The organism is Herbaspirillum sp. NPDC101396 (genome assembly GCF_044767365.1).
Lineage (GTDB): Bacteria > Pseudomonadota > Gammaproteobacteria > Burkholderiales > Burkholderiaceae_D > Herbaspirillum.
Genome location: NZ_JBIWNT010000007.1, coordinates 95,344 through 115,565, shown reverse-complemented (window position 1 = coordinate 115,565; position 20,222 = coordinate 95,344). Strand labels below are relative to the sequence as shown.

Here is a 20,222-nt window from a genome sequence, read left to right as displayed (position 1 = left end):
ATGCGGAACATCACCGTTCGTTTCAGTCTGATGAGCGCGCTGGCGCTGTTTGCCGCCATGATCGTGTTCGGCGCCGCAGTCGGCGTGTTTGCGTTGGGGCGCGCCAACGAATCCACCGTGATGGTGCATGACGTCGCTTCGCGCGCGCTGACCATCAACGACGCCTACAAGGACACCACGCGCACCCGCGCCGCGCTGACGCGCGCCTACAGCGCGTTAAAGGAGCAGAACGATCAGGAGATCAAGAACTCAGCCTTGAAGAGCGCGCAAACCAGCTATGACCGTACGCTCAAATTGATCGACGAGTTCGACAAGGCGGCGCCGTTCAAGGGGCAGGATGACAAGCTCAAGGCGGACCTTGTCAGCGCCGGCAAGCAATTGTCGGACGTGCTCAACAAGGCCGCAGATGCCTTGCGAGCCAATGACACCAACGCCTACGTTGAAATCAACGGCCGCGATATCACGGCCCGGGGCGCGAACTTTTCCACGCAGCTGGAAAAATTCCAGACGCTGACCAAGGATCTCTCCGACGACATCGTCGACCAGCGCAGCCGCGAATACGACATGGTGGTGTGGCTGGTGGCGGTTGGCCTGATTGCCGCATTGATCCTTGTGCTGGCGGTGCATTTCCTGCTGCGCAGCATCGTACTGAGGCCGCTTAACCGCGCCGTGACATTGCTTGACCAGGTGGCCGGCGGCGATCTCACGATGAAAATCAGCGAGCCTTCCCGCAATGAAATCGGCCGTCTGTTCGCCTCGATCCGCAGCATGCAGCAGGGCTTGCTCAGTACCGTCTCGCGCGTGCGCACCAGCACCGACATCATCAACACCGGCGCGCAGGAAATCGCCTCCGGCAATCTTGATCTTTCGTCACGCACCGAGACCCAGGCCAGCTCGCTCGAAGAGACTGCCGCCTCGATGGAGCAGCTGACCGGCACCGTCAAACAAAACGCCGAGAATGCGCAGCAGGCCAACCAGCTGGCGCACTCGGCGTCCGAGACGGCAGTCAAGGGCGGCGAGGTGGTGGCGCAGGTGGTCGACACCATGACCGCCATCAACGACTCATCCAAGAAGATCGTCGACATCATCAGCGTGATCGACGGTATTGCGTTCCAGACCAATATCCTCGCCTTGAATGCAGCGGTCGAAGCAGCCCGCGCCGGCGAGCAAGGCCGCGGGTTTGCCGTGGTGGCGTCGGAAGTGCGCAGCCTGGCGCAGCGCTCTGCCGCAGCGGCGAAGGAGATCAAGGAACTGATCACCGATTCAGTCAGCAAGGTCGACTCGGGCAGCCGCCTGGTTGAAAACGCCGGCATGACCATGGGTGAAGTGGTCGACAGCGTACGGCGCGTGACCGACATCGTCGGTGAAATCAGCTCGGCCAGCCGCGAGCAAAGCGACGGCATCGCCCAGGTCAACAAGGCGATTGCACAGATGGACGAAGTGACGCAGCAGAACGCTGCGCTGGTGGAAGAGGCTGCTGCTGCTGCGCAGTCTCTGCAGACGCAGGCGATGACGCTGGCCGAGGCGGTCAGCATTTTCCGGATCGATGCGCAGCAAGCGGCAAGGCCGGCGGAGCGCACCGCTCAGGTATCGACACCGGCGGCTGCGCCCAAGGCCGCCGTACCCGCCGCGAAGGCGCCGCGCGCGTTGAGCAAGCCAGCCGGCACCACGGTGGCAGCCGGCACTGCGGTGGCCACTGAGCGGTCGGCGCCGCGCCTGCCGCCAGCGTCGGGGACGGACGACGATTGGGAACAATTCTGAGGCATTGTTGTTGACGCACTGGAAGCACCGCCACGGCGGTGCTTTTTTTATGCCCGCACGGATTTTCCGGCACTCAAAAAAAACGCCGGAACACACGTTCCGGCGCTGAAACCGCCGTTGCCGGCGGCTGTGGATACCTGATGAGGTCAGGGATTGATGAGGTGCTTATGCCGCGGTGTAGGACGTCTTGACCGTGGTGTAGAACTCGGCAGCGTACGCGCCTTGTTCACGCGGACCGAAGCTCGACGCCTTGCGGCCGCCGAATGGCACGTGATAGTCGACGCCGGCGGTGGCCGTGTTGACCATCACCATGCCGGCCTGAGCGTGGCGCTTGAAGTGGGTGGCATACTTCAGCGAGGTGGTGCAGATGCCCGACGACAGACCGAACTCGGTGTCGTTGGCCAGTTGCAGCGCGTGCTCGTAGTTGTCTGCAGGGATCACCGAGGCGACCGGTCCGAAGATTTCTTCACGCGAAATGCGCATGTCGTTGTTGCAGTCGGCGAACAGCGCCGGCGTCATGTAGAAGCCGTCGGTGTCGCGCTTGACGCGCTCGCCGCCGAAGGCCAGACGTGCACCTTCCTGCTTGCCGATTTCCACGTACGACAGGTTCTGGTCGAGTTGCGATTGATCGACGACCGGACCGATGTTGGTGTCGGCCGTCAGCGCGTGACCGATCTTGAGGCCGGCCAGCTGGGCGCGCGCCGCTTCGATGAAGCGCGGATAGATATCCTTTTCGACGATGATGCGGCTCGACGCGGTGCAGCGCTGACCGGTCGAGAAGAACGCGCCTTGCACGGCGGCCGTGACGGCGACATTGAGGTCGGCGTCGTTGAGGACCACCAGCGGGTTCTTGCCGCCCATTTCAAGCTGGAACTTCGCCATGCGCGCGATGCAGCCTTGCGCCACGCGGTTGCCGGTCGAGACCGAGCCGGTGAAGGTCAGGGCGGTGACGCGACGGTCGTCGATGAAGCGCTGGCCGACCACTGAACCGCGGCCCATGACCAGGTTGAACACGCCGGCCGGGATGCCCGAGCGGCTGATGATGTCGGCAATCGCCCAGGCGCTTCCCGGCACCAGTTCAGCCGGTTTGAAAACGACGGTGTTGCCGTAGGCCAGCGCCGGTGCGATCTTCCACGCCGGGATCGCCATCGGGAAATTCCATGGCGCGATGATGCCGACTACGCCGACCGGTTCGCGCGTGATTTCGATGTCCATGCCGGGACGCACCGATGCCAGTTTCTGGCCCTGGATGCGCAGCACTTCGGCGGCGAAGAACTTGAAGATGTTGCCGGCGCGGCCGGCTTCGCCGATGCCTTCGGCCAGCGTCTTGCCTTCTTCGCGTGAGAGCAGGCGGCCGAGTTCTTCCTTGCGCGCCAGGATTTCCGAACCGATCTTGTCGAGTGCATCCGAACGCGCCTGAATGTTGCCATTGCTCCAGGCCGGGAAGGCGGCATGGGCGGCGGCGATGGCGATGTCGGCTTGTGCGGCGTCGGCTTGGGCGTATTCGCCGATGACGTCGGACAGATCGGACGGGTTGACGTTCTTGTTGACGCCGGCGCCTTGCAGCCATTCGCCGTTGATGTAGTTCGCAAATTGGGACATCGTGATCTCCTGAAAGTGGAAGCATGGAAGCCAAAACTGACCGCGGGAATGTTCCGGCGGTCAGTCGTGGCTTGGTTACTTCTTATGGATGAAAAAACTGCTGTGCATTCTGTGCAATTTATTGCGGGCCGAGGCTCTTGATCAGTGCGGCCAGTTCTTCGTGTTCCGCTTCCGTGCAGGCGGTCAGCGGAGTGCGCACCGGACCTGCATCGTGTCCGACGACACGCGCGCCGGCCTTGACGATACTGACTGCGTAACCGGCCTTGCGGTTCCGGATGGCCAGGTAAGGCAGGAAGAAATCGTCAATCAGCTTGCCGACGGTGGCGTGGTCTTCCTTGGCGATCGCGTGGTAGAAGTCCATCGCGGTCTTGGGGATGAAGTTGAACACGGCCGAGGAGTAGACCGGCACGCCCAGCGCCTTGTAAGCGGCAGCATAGACTTCCGCGGTCGGCAGGCCGCCGAGGTAAGTGAAGCGGTCGCCGAGGCGGCGGCGGATGGTGACCATGGATTCGATTTCACCGACGCCGTCCTTGAAGCCGATCAGGTTCGGACAACGGTCGGCCAGGCGTTCCAGCATGTCGGCGTTGAGTTTGCAAACACCGCGGTTGTAGATGATGACGCCGAACTTGACCGATTTGCAGACGGCTTCGACGTGTTCGGCGATACCTTCCTGGCTGGCTTCGGTCAGGTAATGCGGCATCAGCAGAATGCCGTGCGCCCCGAGGCGTTCGGCTTCCTGGGCGTAACCGATGGCTGCGCGGGTGGCGCCGCCGGCGCCGGCAATGATCGGCACCTTGCCTTTGCAGGTATCCACGGCGGTGCGGATGATGTCCGAATACTCACCCGGCACCAGCGAGAAGAACTCACCTGTGCCGCCTGCCGCGAACAGCGCGCTGGCGCCGTAGGGAGCCAGCCATTCCAGGCGCTCGATATAGCTCTTCGGACGGAAGTCGCCTTGCTCGTCGAAGTCGGTCAGCGGGAAGGAGAGCAGGCCGGCGGAGAGGATTTGTTTCAGGTCTTGTGGTGTGTACATGTCGGTGTCGTAGGTGCCAGTGATGAGAGAAAAGTATCGTCGCGCTGCAGTGTTTGTTCAGGGTGCATTGGGTTGAATGAACCCGATGAGTCCGGATGGATGCGTGCCTTCTGAATTCGGGTCAACTTAAGATATCAGTCATCGTACAACATAGATTAAAAGAAAGCCAGCAGTTTTTGCTGCCGGCCGGGTCGTGCCTTGCTATCGAGTGGCTGTTTCGTTAGGTGCTACTTGTCCGACGCCTTTTCCTGTTGCTGCGCATCGGCAGCCGATTCGGCCGCTTCCTGGGCGCGGCGCAGGCGTTCGCGGCTGTTGGTCAGGTGGTTGCGCATGGCGGCGCGCGCGGCTTCGGTGTCGCGGCGGGCGATGGCTTCGTAGATGTCTTCGTGCTCGCGCTGTACGCGGTCGAGGTAGCTGGCTTGCGGATCGCGCGCCAGTTCAGCCGTGTTGAGACGCTTGCGCGGGATCACGCCGGCGCCGAGGTGGCTCAGGATTTCAATGAAATAGCGGTTGCCGGTGGCGTTGGCGATCTGGAAGTGGAAGCGGAAGTCAGGGCCGACGGTGTCGACGCCTTTTTTCAGGTTCTCATGGAAGGCGTCGAGCGCCTGGCGGATTTCCAGCAATTGCGCATCGGTACGGCGCGCGGCAGCCAGGCCGGCGGTTTCGGTTTCCAGGCTGATGCGCAATTCCAGCAGCGCCAGCAGGTCCTTCATCGTGGTGATGGTGGCCGGGTCGATATTGATGTTGCCGGCTTTTTGCGCTTCCAGCACAAAGGTGCCGATGCCGTGCCGCGTTTCCACCAGTCCCGCAGCTTGCAGGCGCGAGATCGCCTCGCGCACCACGGTGCGGCTGACGCCTTGAGTCAGCATGATTTCGGACTCGGTGGGCAGCTTCTCGCCCGGCTTGATCGCGCCGTTGGAAATCATTTCGGAAATCGCGCCGACCACTTCCTGGGACAGGCTTTGGGTCTTTTTGCGAGGGCGCATCAGCGGACTGGGGGTCTCGGTAACTTCCATTTTTTATAGGTCAGTACGTGAAAGTAATGTGAGGTGCGTCTCAAGAAGGCATCGCACGACGGAAGGTTATGCGACATCTTACCAGAGGATGACTTGTTTTCGTAGCGCGAAGTGGCCGCTTAGGAGCCGTTTCCACGTTGCGTGCAGGCCTCAGTGTAGCCCATGGCGAGGGCCAAATTGCATTTGAGAGTTTTCCTATATCGCCGGGCGGGGCAAAAAATCACAATGCAAGGCATCCAACCACTTGCCGAAAGTTTGTCATGAACAGCCTTATCTGGATCTTGGTCGCCTTCTGCGGACTCATCTACGTGTTCAACCGCGTTGCCACAGCCGACCGTGTCGCCGCCACGCCCGAGCAGCGCCGCCACGATTTCATCATCGACGTCTGCGACGGCGATCACCGCAAGGCTGCACGCCTGGTCGAAGAAAAGAGGGCGCTGTTCCCCCATCTGGATGGCTTGCAGGCGCAACAGCTGGTGTATCAGGACATGCTGGACATGACGGCTGAAGAACGCGCCGCGGCGCGTGTCGCCATCAAGCATTCGCCCCGCAAGCCAATGACCGAAGAAACGGCCGCTTAATTTCCTTGCGGCATTGCCAAGCCGGCTGAGCCGGCTTTTTTTACGTCTTGAAAAACATGTGCAAAAGACATGTTGGCGCCTTGGCATCCCTTGCTGGACGCGGTATTCAGGCTTTCACACTAAGTTAAAGTTTGTGCTAGTATGACTTTAATTGCCGTGAGGAAATCATGAAAACTATTGAGCTGGATACCGAATACACGCTAGAAGATCGCGCCGAGAAAATCAGCGAACGTAGCATCCCGAAGAAATCCGTACGCGCCGTCGCCGAGGTCGATCCCAACGTCGAACTGACCGGTGAAGAACTGCGCTGGATGTACAGCGTGTTCAAGGGCGACTTCCGCATCATTCCGCGTCGCGTAGTGCAGAGCGTGATCAGCAAAGGCCTTGGCATTCCCAATCTGGGCGGCGCTTTCAACCTGACCAATGCGGGGCGCAATGTATTCCGCCGCACCTCGCCGGCGGCCAATGATGAATTGCATATCATCAAATCGCGTTCCAGGCATCGTTCCAACTGGCGTCTCGGATAAAACGGTATCGCTGTTGTGGTGCCTGATGGCAGGCCGCGACGAAGATGAAGTGCAGTACGGAAAGCAGTATGCGACGTGGCGTCGGATGCTGCTTTTTTCATGGCAGGATGGTTTTGCTGCGGGCATAAAAAAACCCGGTGCCAGGGGAACCGGCACCGGGAAAGCTCGTCACTCCCCCGAAAAACCTGTCGACCGGAGACGTAGTCCCGGACTCGCGATTGCGCCTGAAGAGGAGCGGCTTCAGGTGCAGGAACCGATAGGGATGCGAGTGACTTGACTGCATTCTTGCAAATCTGGCGGGCGATTCATATCGAATAAATTCGAGATTTTCTAGATAGTTATTTTCGTCAAAATTCAGTACTTGTCCTGACTCGTTTGCAAATAACTTCACTCGTTGATTTGTAAATGTTTTGCTCATTGTTTTGTCGATGAGCGAACGCACGACGCGGTTTACCTGCCGAAAAACGAATCCCCTCGTCAATCGCCTGCCTGCCACGGCTGCAAGCCGCAGCCATGGTCCGGCTTGCAGCCGTGGCAGGCAGGCGACGAAATGTGCGCATGTGGCGCGTCAGCGGCATTTCGGTCCCGATGCTAGACTGATTTTTTTGTCATCTAAGGAATCATCATGTCGAGTCGTTCCAGGTTGTTGTCCTTGTTTGCAATTGCTGCGTTGGCGTTGCCCGTGCTGGTCCAGGCGCAGAACGCGGCGCCCAGCAGGATTCGCGGCACCGTCGCCGCGGTCGGCAGCAACAGCGTCGACGTGCTGACCCGCGAAGGGAAGAAGCTCACGCTGCAATTGAGCGACGCTACGCGCTATTCCTCGGTCAAGGCGCTCGAACTGGCGTCGATCAAACAGGGCAGCTTCATCGGTACAGCAGGCAAGCCCACCGCCAACGGCGGCATCGAGGCGCTGGAAGTCGTGGTGTTCCCTGAAGAGGCACGCGGATCCGGTGAGGGGCACTACGACTGGGATCTGCTGCCGGGCAGCAGCATGACCAACGCCACCGTCTCGGCGGTAGTGTCGGGCAATGCGGGTCGTGATCTCGAACTGACCTACCAGGGCAAGAACATCAAGATCCGGGTGCCGACGGATGTACCGGTCGTGACCTTCGTGCCGGCAACCGTGCAGGACCTGAAGACGGGCCTGACGGTATTTGTGGTGGCGTCGCGCAGCGGCGAAGACTGGAAGGCCGGACGTTTCGTGATTGAAAAGGACGGCGTCAAGCCCCCGATGTAGGCGGACGGGAGGGTAGGGAAGCCGACTGTTATGCCGCCATGGCATAAGCGAATGCGATATTGATCGTTTTCACGCGCGTGTTTTGGCTTTACAGTGGCACCGTCTCCTCAATAACCTCCTGGAAGAAGTTTTTTGAGATTGAACCCGCCCGGCCCCCGCCCGGCGGGTTTTTTTTTGCCGGTCTTGGAAGTTGCCGCCCAATAAACAATCAATCTGTCGCCAGGGCAGTTGCCGCAAGGGATTGCGTCGATATCCCACAGCTTGTCCACAGGGCTGTTCACAGGGACTGTGGGTAAGTCGGCCGTCAAGTCTGTGCAGAACGCCGTTTCGCGCGTACCATGACGGCCGTGGCATCCGGTCGGATGTCCGCATACAGCAAGCACCAACCGGAGAACGCAGCAATGAGCAATGATTTGACCAAAGATGAATTTGACGCCCTCGGTCAGATCAGCCGCAAGGAACATCGCGGCCGCCCGAGTGCCTGCGTGGCGCGCAACACCAAGCGCCTGACCGGCATCAAGATGCTCGAGTACACGCGTGAAGGCAATCTGGCCTTGACCGAAAAGGGCAAGCAGACGCTGTTCATCTACCGCTGCATCGAAGCCTTGCGCGGCCTGAATGCGGATGCCGAGGCGGTGGTCGAGGACGACGTCGCGATCTTCCTGGTTCGCAAGGGACATATCGCCGCCAAGGAAGGCAGCAAGCAGTACGAGATCACCCAGCGTGGTCGCGAATCTCTGGCCGATATCGACGCACAGTCGGACTGATGCGCCGGCGCCCCGATCATGGGGCGCAGCCGCCGTAATTCTTCTACGGGAACTCCGTTTCCCAGGCTCATTTCTCCTCTTCTTTTTCTCCCCGTTTTACTCTTGTAGCGCGCCGTCCACAATGCCGTGCAGACATAGGGAATTCCCCGATAGATTGTGCCTGCCTGCGTGTCTATGATGCACTCCATGGACAGACGGTTTGCAACACGGCGACAGCCCTGCGACAACAGACCTTCTGCGTAATCAAGCCAACGGAGGTCATATGCAATTCATCGTCGAAACAGTGCCGAACGACATCGCCCTGATGTTCGTCACTTACCTGGGTTTCTGCATGTTGCTGATGTACTTGTTCATCCGTGCCGATTGCGAATGGAACAAGCGCGAAATGAAGATGTCCCGTGAGCGCCTGCGCGTACTCTCGGCCGACCACGAAAAGTCGGACCGCTTGCGTGAACTGACCGCCTGCTCGGTACACCACGACGTCAGCTGCGCCTGCTTCCTGCACAGCAACGATGCGGATGCAAGCAGCAAGAATGCGGCGTGAGCGAACCTGACCCGGCTTGACCCGACTTGACCCGCATGCGGTATGAGAAAATACGCGGATGAAATCATCAAACATTCGCCCCCTCATCCCGCTTGCGGATTACCAACGTATTTTTCGCGTCATTCACTCGGTACTCGATAGTGTCGACGCCAATATCCCGGCCGCGAGTTTTTTCTTCAGCGTCACCGCGGCGCAGATATTGAAAAAGTTTTACAAGAAGAATGCCTTCCCGGTTGCCGGCGCGGCGTTCTACCTGATCAGCAAAGACGGCAGCGGCGCCTTGTCTTTCGGCACGCTGGACGGCGACAAGGTCGACAGCAACAGCGACGCGTTCCACTGCTGGGTGCAATGCGACGGTTATGCGCTGGACTTCATGGCGCCGGTGTTTGAAGAATTGCTGACAGACGCGGGCCATCCGATGGCGGTGCCGCGGCAGATGTTCCAGAAGGACCTGGCGCGCATGTCGGCGTCTCCGACTGAGTTGAAGGCGTTGGGTGACTTCCGGCTGGAGCCGAACCTGGCGCTGACACGCGATTTGTTGCAGCAGTTCATGAACAAGCCGGCGCTGAGCAATCTGTCGCAGGTCTGCATGGACTGGTATCAGAAACCGCCGAAGGAACTGGGCAGCGGGCTGGTCATGCAGGCCGCCGAAGGCGACGGCACCAAGATGACGCTGAGCCGCTTGCAGGTGACCGGCGCCTGGTGACGGCAGTCAGGCAGACGAATTTGGAATTTTGGGGGTAGAGGGGAAGTAGCAGTAGCAGCAGAAGTACGTACAGCACTTGGGGAAGTGAACTGTAGTTGTCGTCTTGAGGGAAGCAGGAGTAGAAGAGGCGGGCGGAGAGTGGTGCACCGGACGATTGGTCCGGCACACCGTGCAATCATGCATATCGGTTGCATGTATCGCGAAAGAGTAGACAGGATAAGCTGGCTTTGTGACTTGTTGATGACAGCTGCAACCATCCCATTATGGTTGCAGCGGGATTCAGGGATGCGCGAAACTGATTTTTGAGTGTCACGAAGCCGTCATACGTTGTCGATAGAATCTCGTTCGTCTCCTCTAAACTTGCTTTAGATTCACCTGCGATACACACGTATCGCAGGTTTTTTTTTCTCAGAATTTTGTACTGCTGCACATGTTGAACAAGCTGCGGCAGCGTCCGTTGAGTAGCCAATGCCGGATAGTGGCGTCGTAACCCGGCTGCACGCACACGTCATGGAAGCCGCCAATCTCCCTGCTGGTGATCCAGCCCGGTGGCGCGGGGTGCGTTTTTTCCTTCAACTTGCCCAGGAATAACCAGAAATGGAATTTCCCTTGTTATCAAGCACTTAAGCAAGTTCTCCAGTGCTTATCCACAGGCTTGCTACCAAAATGTGGGGATAACTTCCCTACAAATCCACAGCAATTTCTCTGCATTTGAACCTTGCTCAGCCGCCCTGCGGCGCACCGTCCGTGTACGGTTCCACCTTGACCGAGCTCATGCTGTAGCCGGCGCTGCCCATCATCGTGTCGGAACGCTCGATCTTCAGCACGCCGCTGATCCAGACCGCATCCATGGTGCGGGTGTTTTTGACCGGCTTGTTGCTGTGCACGTGGATGATCTGGTTGGCCGGCGGCGGCGGCACGTGGATGCAGGCGCCGAAGTACGGCACCAGCAGGAATTCCTTCAAGGCCTCGCCTTCGCGCTCCAGCGACACGACGAAACCGGGAATGCGGATCGACGCGCCGTTCATGGACGGATCGACGGGCGCATTCTTCCAGTACTTCTTGGCTTTCCACAGCGCCTCCATGGCACGCGGATCGCCGTCTTCCATCTTGTCGAGCTTCAGGCCCTTGAAGGGCGCCATGGCGTCCCAGTCTTTCGGCATGAGTGACTCCCAGGCGATCTCACGGAAGCCGCCATCGGTCTTGCCGGACGGCTTGTAAGGCGTCTTTTGCAGGTCGGGCGCCTGTTGCAGGTGGTCGCCGACTTTGTATTGGGCATTGTCGGAGTAGGGGGCTGCTGTTGTGGTCGGGGCGGGCGTAGTTGCTTCGACTGCCTCGGCAGCCGAAGCAACCTTGGGTGCGTTCGGCGTTGCCGCCAGATGCACCGAGTAACCGACCAGTAGTCCGGCGGCCACGATGCCGCCTATCCAGGTAATACTTTTCATGAGATTGCTTCGTCAAAGTTGCGGTCGCCAGACCGCGAAATCAAATCAGATCCGGGGCGTCAGGCCGTCGGCCAGGCTCAGCCGGTAGGCGCGCAAGCCGGGCAGCAGGCTCGCGGCAAAGCCGGCGAGGATGGTCCAGCCCAGCAGCTGCAGTTCGCCGGCGGCCGGCAAGGCAGGATGCAATGTTACGCCAAATTGCGCACTCAGCAAGGGCCCCAGCGCGAACAGCGCCAGCGTCAGCAGGACCACGCCCAGCACCACCCCGGCAAGCATCACCGCCAGTCCTTCCAGCGCCAGCAGCAGGAACACGTCGCCCGGCCGCGCACCCACCGAGCGCAGCACCGCCAGCTCGCGCCGTCGTTCGCCCAGGCTCGCCAGGATCGCCGACACCAGCCCGGCCAGGCCGACGATGACGACCATCCCCGACACCACCAGCAAGGCGTTTTCGCCGATGCCGACCACTTGCCACAATTCATCCAGCGCCACGCCCGGCAGCACCGCCATCAGCGGTTCGCTGTTGTCGTCGGCGATGTCGCGCTGCACGCCAAAGACCGCGGCGCGGCTCTTCAGGCCGACCAGCACGGCGGTGACGGTCTTGGGCGTAAGGTCGAATTTTTTCACCAGCGCCGGCGCAATCGACAGGCCCGGCATCGGCGCGCCGCCTTCCCAGTCGAGATGGATCGCTTCCATCGCATCGAGGCCGATATGCACGGTGCGGTCGACCGGCGTGCCGGTGCGCGCCAGGATGCCGGTGACCGTGAACGGCTTGTCGGCGTGATCGGTCAGGTGCAGGCTGCCCATGCCGTGGCTCAGCACGATGCGGTCGCCCAGCTTGTAATGCAGGCGTTGCGCCACCTCCGCGCCGAGCACGGTTTCAAAGACGCTGCCGAAGGCACGGCCTTCACCGAGTTGCAGCGCTTGGCCGTCGCCGTAGTGGAAATGTTTGAAATAGTCGCCGTTGGTCGCCAGCACCGGGAAGCCGCGATGCGAATCGCCCAGCGACAGCGGAATGGTCCAGGCGACGGCGGGATTCTTCGCCAGCTTTTGCGCGCTGTCCCAGCCCATGTTGTTGGTGGCGCCGCCGATGCGGAAGATCGCGTACAGCATCAGCTGGACCGGGCTGGTGCGCGCGCCGACCACAAGATCGGTGCCGGACACCGATTGCGAAAAACTGTCGCGCACTTCATGGCGCACGCGTTCGATGCCGAGCAGCATGGCGCTCGACAGCGCGATCGCCAGCAGCATCAGGCCCAGCGTGTAGCGGCGATTCCAGGCGCTGCGCGCGGCCAGGCGGAACAGGAAGCTCATGCCGATTCCTCCACCTGGGCGCAGCGGTTGATGTCGTTCAGGGCGATGCGGCGGTCGAAGCGCTCGGCCAGGCGCTGGTCATGGCTGACGAACACCAGGCTGGCGCCGGCCTGTTCGCATTCGTGCCGGATCAGGTTCAGGAAAGCCTGCTGGCGGTCGCTGTCGAGCGCCGAGGTCGGTTCGTCGGCGACCACGATTTCCGGCCGGCCGATCAGCGCGCGCGCCGCAGCCACGCGCTGTTGCTGGCCGATCGACAATTGCGTCGCCGCCCGGGTCCACAAAGCCGGCGCCATGTCGAGGCTGCGCAGCAGCGATTCGGCCGCTGCACGCAAATCGCTGCCTTGCGCCAGCGCACGCTCGCGGCGCAAGGCCGAGAAGCGGCAGGGCAACAGCACATTGTCGAGGATCGAGAGATAAGGAATCAGATTGAACTGCTGGAAGATGAAACCGATGTGATCGACACGAAAACGATCGCGCCGCGACGCCGGCAACGCCTCCAGCGGTTGGCCGAGAATGGCGACGCTGCCGGCCTGGGCGCTGCTGATGCCGCCGATCAGCGCCAGCAGCGTGCTCTTGCCGCTGCCGCTGGGGCCGCTGACGAAGACTTGCTCGCGCGCTTGCACCTCGAACCGGTCCAGCGCCAGCGTCGGCGTTTTCTGGCCGGGCCAGGTGAAGGTGATGTCGCGCAAGGCGATGGCGGCGTCGCTCATATTGTGAAGTCTGTTTGCTGAATAAATATCAGGGGACGGCGATGCTGTTGGCGGCCGGCGTCAGTTTGGCTGCACCCTGGCGCTTGCCCGTCACCAGTTGCACGTCGATGCTGTTGAAGCCCTTGAAGGTGTCGAACAGACGGACTTCAATTTTCTGCAGCCGCTCCGGATGGGCGCAGCGGAACGTGAAATCGGCGTCGAGATCGGCGTGACCGTCATGGTCGGCCGGCGCTGCCGGTTTGGCTGTTTTGTCCACTTGCGCTTCACCGAGCAATGCCGGATCCAGCGCGGCGGATTCCAATTTGACTCCATTGAGCTTGCATTCCGCTGACGGGCTGGCGACGAACACGGCGCCGGCGTTGCGCAGGCTCTTGGTCATGGCCTGGACGGCGGCTTTGTCCTTGGCGCTGTTGGCGGCATGTTCGAAGCCGACCAGATTGACCAGCGGCGAATCAAGGTGCAGCGACAGCGTCTGGCCGTCGAGTGCGACGTCGAGCTTGCCGACGCCGTGCACGTGCGCTTCATGGGCGTGGGTCAGCGGGACGGACAACAGCAGGGTGGCGGCGAGGACGGCGGCGGGGCGGAAATGGAGATACATGGGCGCGATCTTTCTTCAGGTGAACTGCCTGGAACGATCCGCAAAGCGGAAAGCCGTCCCGGGCTGCATTTTGACTGGGTTGAAGGATTTATTGGAGCTTTGTCACATCTTGCAACAATGTTGCATTATAATTCCGATCTTTCATCAATTTGCAACTGGGTTGCAGATTGATTTGATTCTCCCGATTGATCAATAAAAATATTCGCGCCCATGTTCTCCCGTCTCCTTCAACAAACCAGCGTGCTTGCGCTGCCGTGGTGGCAGCGCGTGCTGCTGGTCGCGCCCGTGTGCCTGCTGCTGTGGCTGGGCGTGATGTGGGCCCTGGGAGGAGATTGACCATGTCCGCCGCCATCTCGCTGGAAAACCTCACCGTCACCTACCGTCGCCATCCGGCTCTGCATCACGTCAGCGGAGAGTTCAAGCGCGGTTCGCTGACCGCCGTCGTCGGTCCCAACGGCGCCGGCAAGAGCACGCTGCTGAAAACCATCATGGGACAGGTCCGTTGCAACAGCGGTCGCGTGGTCACGCACCTGGCCGCTGAGCGCATCGCTTATCTGCCGCAGCAGGCCGAGATCGATCGCAGCTTTCCGATCTCGGTGCTTGATTGCGTGCTGCTGGGCTACTGGTCGCGCGCCGGCCTGTTCCGCCGCATGAGCCGCGACATGGTGCAGCGCGCGGAAGGCGCACTGGCCGCAGTCGGACTCGACGGCTTCGCGCAGCGTGCCATCGCCAGCCTGTCGGTGGGGCAATTCCAGCGCGTGCTGTTCGCGCGCATCCTGCTGCAGGACGCCGAACTGATCCTGCTGGATGAACCGTTCAACGCCATCGACACCCGCACCACCAGCGACTTGCTGCGCATCATCCAGTCCTGGCACGCCGAGCAGCGCACCGTGATCGCGGTGCTGCACGACTACGACCAGGTGCGCAAGGCCTTCCCGCAATCGCTGCTGCTGGCGCGCAATGTGGTCGCCTGGGGCGAGACCGAAGGCGTGCTGTGCCACGAAAACCTGCACCGCGCGCGTTCCATGGCCGAAGCGGTCGACGAGCATGCACCGCTGTGTGCGGTTGATGTCGTCGATGCAGGTGACGTCGGTGCTGCCGGCAATGAAGGGAGGGCGTTGCGATGATGCTGCTCCATGATTGCTATCAATTCGCGATCGCGCCGTTCCAGGAGTTCGCCTTCATGCGCCGTGCGCTGGTGGCAACGCTGGCCTTGGCATTGTCGAGCGCGCCGCTGGGCGTGATGCTGACGCTGCGCCGCATGAGCCTGTTCGGCGAAGCGCTGAGCCATGCAGTGTTGCCGGGTGTGGCGGCCGGTTTCATTTTCTTTGGCCTGTCGCTGCCGGCGCTGAGCATCGGCGGTTTCCTGGCCGGCGTGATCGTCGTGGCACTGGCAGGCTGGATCAGCCGCCATACCGAACTCAAGGAGGACGCCAGCCTCGCCGCCGTCTACGTGGTCGCACTGGCGCTCGGCGTGATCATGATTTCCGGCCACGGCACCCAGCTCGATCTGCTGCACATCCTGTTCGGCAACGTACTCGGCGTCGACACCGAAGGCCTGCTGCTGGTGGCCGGCGTGTCCAGCCTGAGCGTGCTGCTGATGGCGGGTTTGTACCGCGGCCTGCTGCTGGAAAGTTTTGATCCGTCCTTCCTGGCCGCCAGCGGCGGGCGCAATACGGTGTACCAGCAATTGTTTCTGATGCTGGTGGTGCTGAACCTGGTGGCTTCGTTCCAGACCTTGGGCACGCTGATGGCGGTCGGCCTGATGATGCTGCCGGCGGTATCGGCGCGCCTGTGGCACGACACCTTGCCGGCGCAGTTGGTCAACAGCGCCGCGCAGGCTGCGCTGGCGGGCTATGCCGGGTTGATGCTGTCGTACTACGCCTCGGTGCCGTCCGGCCCTGTGATCATCGTGTGCGCCGGCGGCTTCTATTTCCTGTCCCTGATCTTTGCCCCGCGCGGCTGGTTGCCGCGCATCCTGCGCCGGCCGCATCTGCGCGCTTAATTCTTTTTGGGAGTCATCGTGAAATTGTTTCGCCAGATCTTGTTGTCGATCGCAGCCGTGTTGGTTGTCCAGAGCGCATCCGCCGCTGACGCTCGCTTGCCGGTAGTGGCCAGCTTCAGCATTCTCGGTGACATCGTCGCCAACGTCGGTGGCGACCGCATTGCCGTCACCACGCTGGTCGGTCCCGACCAGGATGCCCACGTGTTCCAGCCGGCGCCGGATCACATCAAATCGGTGGCGCGCGCCAAACTGGTGGTGGTCAACGGCCTCGGCTTTGAAGGCTGGATGGAGCGGGTCGCGCAGTCGGCCAATTATCGCGGCGACATCGTCGTGGCGTCGAAGGGCATCGCGGTGCGCGACCGTGCCGAAGAAGAACATGATCACGACGGGCACGACGGGCATGATCGCCAGCATGGCAAGAACGATCCGCACGCCTGGCAGAATCCTGCCAACATCGTGATCTACACGCAAAACATCGTCGCCGCGCTGAGCAAGCTCGATCCGGCCGGCGCAGCGCTGTATCGCAAGAACGGCGACGCTTACATTGCTTCGCTCAACGAGCTGGACCGCTGGGCCATACAGCAATTCAGCCAGTTCCCGCCGGCCAAGCGCAAGGTGATCACCTCGCATGACGCCTTCGAATATTTCGGCGCGCATTACCAGGTGCGTTTCCTGGCGCCGCAAGGTGTGTCGACCGACAGCGAGCCGAGCGCGAAGGAAGTTGCGAACCTGATCCGCCAGATCCGCAAGGAAAAAATCCGCGCCGTCTTCATCGAGAACATGAGCAGCCCCAAGCTGCTGCAGCAGATCAGCAAGGAAGCCGGCGTCACGCTGGGCGGCAAGCTGTATGCGGATGCGTTGTCGCAGGCCGACGGCCCGGCGCCGACTTACCTCAAGCTGATGCGTTACAACATCGAGCAGCTATTGGCGCAAATGAAACTGAATTGATCTGAGCGGCGGTGTCCGAAGCAGGGGGCCGTCACGCCTGCGCAACTTCGCGTATGCTTGTCGTTTTCCCTCACAACAACAGGAGATGACAACATGGTCCACGTAGTCGCAATCATTACCGCCAAGCCCGGCAAGCGCGAAGAACTGCTCAAGCTGGTGCGCGCCAATCTGGCCGCCGTCCGTGCCGAACAGGGCTGCATTGCTTACGACCCGGTCATCGACGTGCCCGGCTTCGGCGGCGCCCAGGCCGAACTCGGCCCGGACACCTTTGCCTTCATCGAAAAATGGGAAAGCGCCGAAGCGCTCAAGGTTCACTTCACCCAACCGCACATGCTCGATTACCGCGACAAGTCAAAAGACCTGATCGCCAATCGCGCCGTTCACATCGTGGAGTCGGCGGAGTAACGCTTGTCAGGATCGTAGGCTGATGCCGCTCCCATCTGCATCAGCCACGTAATGAAGGTCTTCAGGGCATTGCCATTGGTTTCGCCGGTACGATGCAACATATGGAAGCCCTGGCCGTGCAGCACCACTTCCGGAAACAGCTGGCGCAGGCGGCCGTGCGACAAGTCGTCGTCCACCAGCGCCAGCGAGCCCATCGCAATCCCCAGGTCAGTCGACGCCGCCTGCAAGCTCAGGAAAAAGTGTTCGTAACTGGTCCCCGGCAATTTCTTCTTCACCGGTACGCCCGCCTTGATCAGCCACTGCTGCCAGGCCTCCGCACGCACGCTCAGATGGATCAATGACGCCTGCAGCAGGTCCGCCGGTTTGTTGATGGGGTGCAGTTCCAGGTAGTGCGGCGAGGCCAGCGGCGCCGACACGTCGTCGAGGAAGCGCACGCATTCAAAGCCGCTGCGCTCCAGCGGGCTGCGCCACAACACCACGTCAAAAGGGTCCTTGAGGTCTTCGAAATGCTCCGACACGGTGGTCGTCACACGCACCTCGATGCGCGGGTTGTCGATCTGGAACTGAGACAGGCGCGGAATCAGCCAGCGCATCGCCACGGACGGCGCCGTGATCACGCGCACGATGCGGTTCTTGCCGGTCAGCGTCAGTTGTTCCGCCGCCATGGCGATGCGATCAAGCGCGGCGCGCACTTCGGTATAAAAGGTCTGGGCCGCTTCCGTTGCTTCCACGCCACGCGGCAAGCGGATAAACAGGGGTTGGCCGAAATGTTCTTCCAGCAATTTTATTTGCTGGCTGACCGCGCTGTGCGTGATGTGCAACTCGTGCGCGGCAATCGTCAGACTACGCGTGCGGGCGGCCGCTTCGAACACTTTGAGCGCCTTCAAGGGCGGCAGGGAAAGGGACATGGTGTAAGTTTTTCTAATGCAGGTGTCGGAAAATATTGCTTTTTAAAGTGAGGGGGAGCCCCTATTCTCACTATCACTGCAACGTTATTCATGTGAAAGAAAGAAATGTCTACTTATCAATCCGCCGGTTTTTCTAATAATTTACAGAGTTTGCTGGAAGCTTTCCAGTTCTTTGTCGAGCGCGCATTCAGCTCGCCTGCCAAAGCCGTCGACGGCGCGTTGTTCGACCTCAACGATGCTCCTTATCTGGAAGGCGTCACCAGCCACGCCGAGATGGAACGCCGTCTGCGCGAACTCGATCGCAGCCATTTGCGTGCACTGTCGCAACTGCAAGCACAGTTCTGATGTGTTGTTGCGGCCGTAACGGCTAAAACAAGCTGTAATCAGCTGAAATTCAGCTGCAATGTTGGCGTGAAGCCAGAGATGTAAGCGATGGGCGCCGGTTTCAACCTTGAAACCTGAAATGCGCCACCCAGGAGACCGAGCCGGAACGATGTACTTCCCGGCTCGCGGCAATCAAGATGTCGTCCCGCATGTACGGGATACGACCACACCGCAGCAGATGTATCGCTGCCCTCTGACTCGACACCGCAAGTTTTCGCCTGCGCAGAATCTGCTGCAGGCGGCGCGAATTCGCCTCATGTTTTCCCATGCCCGCAATCGGCAGGCGTGCTGCCGTCCCGATGCGGGCGAATGCGATAAGCTACGCATTTGCCCAACACGGAACGGAACATGAACGCATTGCACCCATTTCACCTGGCTTTCTTTGTACGCGATCTCGACGAGGCGCGTGGTTTCTACGGCGGCGTGCTGGGATTTTCCGAGGGACGCAGCACTGAGCGCTGGGTTGATTTCGACTGCATGGGACACCAGCTGTCGCTGCATCTGAAAAAAGACCTGGTGGTGCCGGGCGGCGCCGGCAATGTAGATGGCGACAATGTGCCGATCCCGCACTTCGGCATCATCCTCGACCAGGTGTCGTGGGATGCATTGGCTGCGCGCATTGCCGCAGCAGGCGTCACGTTCGTAGTCGAGCCGCATACACGCTTCAAGGGCGAGCCGGGCGAACAGTCGACCATGTTCTTCAAGGATCCGTCGGGAAATTCACTGGAGTTCAAGGGCTTCACCTCGATGAACCGGATTTTTGCGAAGTAGTTGAGATGAAAAAAGCCGGCCCGGGGACATTCCCGGGGCCGGCTTTTTTACGTTCCGAGGTATTGTTCAGACGTGTTTTTTCAGCAGATGCATGGCGCCGAACAGTTCTTGCATGCCGCTGTGGGCGATAAAGCTGAGGTTGTAGGGATGCTCCGCCACCGCGCGCGGGAAGCGTCCGACTACCGGCAAGCCGTGCAGCTCCTCGGCGATTTTGCCCCACAGGACCAGCGTCGGCAGTGTCTTTTTGTTTTCCTCTGCGTACTGCGCCAATCCCTTCAATACGGTTTCAAAGAACGGCTTCCAGGCTTTGGCATCCTTGACCGGCTTCACGTGTGTGCGGAACACCAGGCTGGCATTGAGCAGCAGGAAGCCTTGCGCGGTCAGGTTGTCCTGCAGGTCGGCCAGTGTCTGGATGGTGCCGGCGGTGTCGGCCTGCGCCTTGGCGGCGATATCGAGCAAGGCGTCGCCGCTGGTCTTGTCGACCGGTACGCGGCCGTCGGCGACCAGCAGCATCTTCATGAAGTTGCGCAACGACGTCGCGCGGTTGACCTGTTTGGACAAGCCCTTGTCGGACCAAAGCGACCCGACCGCGCCATCCATGAAGCAGACACCGGTGGCGCTGGCAGCGCGCGGGTAGGGGCCTTCGCCGACCAGGACGTAACGGACCTCGTCAATCGGCTGTTTGAACGCGGCGAAGAGGCGGCCTTCCGTTGGCAGGTAAGTGGTGTCTTGCACCAGCGCCGGCAAATAGTCGGAATCGAGAGCAGCGATGGCTTGCAGGCCGGTTTTCAGGATGGCGTGCCAGGACGGATCGGCAGTGGCGCAGAGATCGAGCAGGGCGGTGGGGACGGTAGCCGGCATGAGCAGGGATGAGCAGGTATGAGATGAGGTCAGGTTGATCGGAAATGAAAAACTGCCCGCATGCGAAGTCAATGCGAAATCACAGCGGGCAGTCAGGGATGCTTC

The 20,222-nt window shown here is 60.8% G+C and carries 23 protein-coding genes; 14 read left to right on the top strand and 9 right to left on the bottom strand.

What is annotated here, in order from left to right; translation table 11 throughout:
- Positions 1 to 1,761, top strand: a complete 1,761-nt coding sequence (locus ACIROY_RS22550; protein ID WP_402344331.1) for a methyl-accepting chemotaxis protein — start codon at positions 1 to 3, stop codon at positions 1,759 to 1,761.
- 165 nt (positions 1,762 to 1,926) lie between these two features.
- Here the strand turns inward: ACIROY_RS22550 and ACIROY_RS22545 are convergent, their stop codons facing one another.
- The 3 genes from ACIROY_RS22545 to ACIROY_RS22535 form a co-directional block, all read right to left on the bottom strand.
- Positions 1,927 to 3,363, bottom strand: a complete 1,437-nt coding sequence (locus tag ACIROY_RS22545) for an aldehyde dehydrogenase family protein (RefSeq protein WP_402344328.1) — start codon at positions 3,361 to 3,363, stop codon at positions 1,927 to 1,929.
- A gap of 118 nt (positions 3,364 to 3,481) precedes the next feature.
- Complete coding sequence (gene kdgD / locus ACIROY_RS22540; RefSeq protein WP_402278571.1) at positions 3,482 to 4,396, bottom strand: 5-dehydro-4-deoxyglucarate dehydratase; 915 nt, start codon at positions 4,394 to 4,396, stop codon at positions 3,482 to 3,484.
- 227 nt (positions 4,397 to 4,623) lie between these two features.
- The gene (locus ACIROY_RS22535; RefSeq protein WP_402278573.1) at positions 4,624 to 5,412 is read right to left on the bottom strand and encodes a FadR/GntR family transcriptional regulator; all 789 of its coding nucleotides are present in this window, start codon (positions 5,410 to 5,412) and stop codon (positions 4,624 to 4,626) included.
- Positions 5,413 to 5,672: 260 nt separating this feature from the next.
- On the opposite strand from ACIROY_RS22535, the gene ACIROY_RS22530 reads away from it, so the two are divergent.
- The 6 genes from ACIROY_RS22530 to ACIROY_RS22505 all read left to right on the top strand — a co-directional run bounded on the left by ACIROY_RS22530 (position 5,673) and on the right by ACIROY_RS22505 (position 9,774).
- Positions 5,673 to 5,993, top strand: a complete 321-nt coding sequence (locus ACIROY_RS22530; RefSeq protein ID WP_402278575.1) for a hypothetical protein — start codon at positions 5,673 to 5,675, stop codon at positions 5,991 to 5,993.
- 167 nt (positions 5,994 to 6,160) lie between these two features.
- Positions 6,161 to 6,520 carry a hypothetical protein gene (locus tag ACIROY_RS22525; RefSeq protein WP_402278577.1) on the top strand — a complete coding sequence of 120 codons (360 nt, stop codon included), beginning with the start codon at positions 6,161 to 6,163 and terminating at the stop codon, positions 6,518 to 6,520.
- A 625-nt stretch (positions 6,521 to 7,145) separates the two neighbouring features.
- A complete protein-coding gene (locus ACIROY_RS22520) occupies positions 7,146 to 7,757 on the top strand; it encodes a hypothetical protein (RefSeq protein WP_402344325.1) in 612 nt (203 codons plus the stop codon).
- A gap of 401 nt (positions 7,758 to 8,158) precedes the next feature.
- Positions 8,159 to 8,524, top strand: coding sequence for a hypothetical protein (locus tag ACIROY_RS22515; protein ID WP_402278581.1), 366 nt, complete (start codon positions 8,159 to 8,161; stop codon positions 8,522 to 8,524).
- Positions 8,525 to 8,786: 262 nt separating this feature from the next.
- Positions 8,787 to 9,068 (top strand): hypothetical protein, encoded by a 282-nt coding sequence (locus ACIROY_RS22510; RefSeq protein ID WP_402344322.1) that lies wholly within the window; start codon positions 8,787 to 8,789, stop codon positions 9,066 to 9,068.
- A gap of 58 nt (positions 9,069 to 9,126) precedes the next feature.
- Positions 9,127 to 9,774 carry a DUF2026 family protein gene (locus tag ACIROY_RS22505; protein WP_402278585.1) on the top strand — a complete coding sequence of 216 codons (648 nt, stop codon included), beginning with the start codon at positions 9,127 to 9,129 and terminating at the stop codon, positions 9,772 to 9,774.
- 722 nt (positions 9,775 to 10,496) lie between these two features.
- Here ACIROY_RS22505 and ACIROY_RS22500 read toward each other — a convergent pair.
- The 4 genes from ACIROY_RS22500 to ACIROY_RS22485 are packed head-to-tail and all read right to left on the bottom strand — an operon-like array spanning position 10,497 to position 13,835.
- Positions 10,497 to 11,219, bottom strand: coding sequence for a DUF3299 domain-containing protein (locus ACIROY_RS22500; protein ID WP_402344319.1), 723 nt, complete (start codon positions 11,217 to 11,219; stop codon positions 10,497 to 10,499).
- A 45-nt stretch (positions 11,220 to 11,264) separates the two neighbouring features.
- A complete protein-coding gene (locus tag ACIROY_RS22495) occupies positions 11,265 to 12,527 on the bottom strand; it encodes an ABC transporter permease (protein WP_402344317.1) in 1,263 nt (420 codons plus the stop codon).
- Complete coding sequence (locus ACIROY_RS22490; protein WP_402278591.1) at positions 12,524 to 13,237, bottom strand: ABC transporter ATP-binding protein; 714 nt, start codon at positions 13,235 to 13,237, stop codon at positions 12,524 to 12,526. Before ACIROY_RS22490 ends, ACIROY_RS22495 begins: the two co-directional genes overlap by 4 nt.
- 28 nt (positions 13,238 to 13,265) lie before the next feature.
- A complete protein-coding gene (locus tag ACIROY_RS22485) occupies positions 13,266 to 13,835 on the bottom strand; it encodes a DUF2796 domain-containing protein (RefSeq protein WP_402278593.1) in 570 nt (189 codons plus the stop codon).
- A 210-nt stretch (positions 13,836 to 14,045) separates the two neighbouring features.
- Here ACIROY_RS22485 and ACIROY_RS22480 point away from each other — a divergent pair, with 210 nt between their 5' ends.
- The 5 genes from ACIROY_RS22480 to ACIROY_RS22460 all read left to right on the top strand — a co-directional run bounded on the left by ACIROY_RS22480 (position 14,046) and on the right by ACIROY_RS22460 (position 17,193).
- Positions 14,046 to 14,171 carry a hypothetical protein gene (locus tag ACIROY_RS22480; protein ID WP_402278595.1) on the top strand — a complete coding sequence of 42 codons (126 nt, stop codon included), beginning with the start codon at positions 14,046 to 14,048 and terminating at the stop codon, positions 14,169 to 14,171.
- A 2-nt stretch (positions 14,172 to 14,173) separates the two neighbouring features.
- Complete coding sequence (gene aztA, locus ACIROY_RS22475; RefSeq protein ID WP_402278597.1) at positions 14,174 to 14,962, top strand: zinc ABC transporter ATP-binding protein AztA; 789 nt, start codon at positions 14,174 to 14,176, stop codon at positions 14,960 to 14,962.
- Complete coding sequence (locus ACIROY_RS22470; protein WP_402344314.1) at positions 14,959 to 15,840, top strand: metal ABC transporter permease; 882 nt, start codon at positions 14,959 to 14,961, stop codon at positions 15,838 to 15,840. Before aztA ends, ACIROY_RS22470 begins: the two co-directional genes overlap by 4 nt.
- Positions 15,841 to 15,858: 18 nt before the next feature.
- The gene (locus ACIROY_RS22465; protein WP_402278600.1) at positions 15,859 to 16,788 is read left to right on the top strand and encodes a metal ABC transporter substrate-binding protein; all 930 of its coding nucleotides are present in this window, start codon (positions 15,859 to 15,861) and stop codon (positions 16,786 to 16,788) included.
- Between the two features lie 93 nt (positions 16,789 to 16,881).
- The gene (locus tag ACIROY_RS22460; protein WP_402278602.1) at positions 16,882 to 17,193 is read left to right on the top strand and encodes a putative quinol monooxygenase; all 312 of its coding nucleotides are present in this window, start codon (positions 16,882 to 16,884) and stop codon (positions 17,191 to 17,193) included.
- Here ACIROY_RS22460 and ACIROY_RS22455 read toward each other — a convergent pair.
- Entirely contained in the window at positions 17,169 to 18,101 is a 933-nt protein-coding gene (locus ACIROY_RS22455) for a LysR substrate-binding domain-containing protein (protein ID WP_402278604.1), read from the bottom strand. The genes ACIROY_RS22460 and ACIROY_RS22455 overlap by 25 nt on opposite strands.
- Before the next feature lie 105 nt (positions 18,102 to 18,206).
- On the opposite strand from ACIROY_RS22455, the gene ACIROY_RS22450 reads away from it, so the two are divergent.
- Both ACIROY_RS22450 and ACIROY_RS22445 read left to right on the top strand, forming a co-directional pair.
- On the top strand, positions 18,207 to 18,446 hold the full coding sequence (locus ACIROY_RS22450; RefSeq protein WP_402278606.1) for a hypothetical protein: 240 nt from the start codon (positions 18,207 to 18,209) through the stop codon (positions 18,444 to 18,446).
- Between the two features lie 387 nt (positions 18,447 to 18,833).
- Positions 18,834 to 19,256 (top strand): VOC family protein, encoded by a 423-nt coding sequence (locus ACIROY_RS22445; protein ID WP_402278608.1) that lies wholly within the window; start codon positions 18,834 to 18,836, stop codon positions 19,254 to 19,256.
- Positions 19,257 to 19,322: 66 nt separating this feature from the next.
- Here ACIROY_RS22445 and ACIROY_RS22440 read toward each other — a convergent pair whose 3' ends face one another.
- A complete protein-coding gene (locus ACIROY_RS22440; RefSeq protein WP_402344311.1) occupies positions 19,323 to 20,117 on the bottom strand; it encodes a uracil-DNA glycosylase in 795 nt (264 codons plus the stop codon).
- Positions 20,118 to 20,222 lie beyond the last annotated feature (105 nt).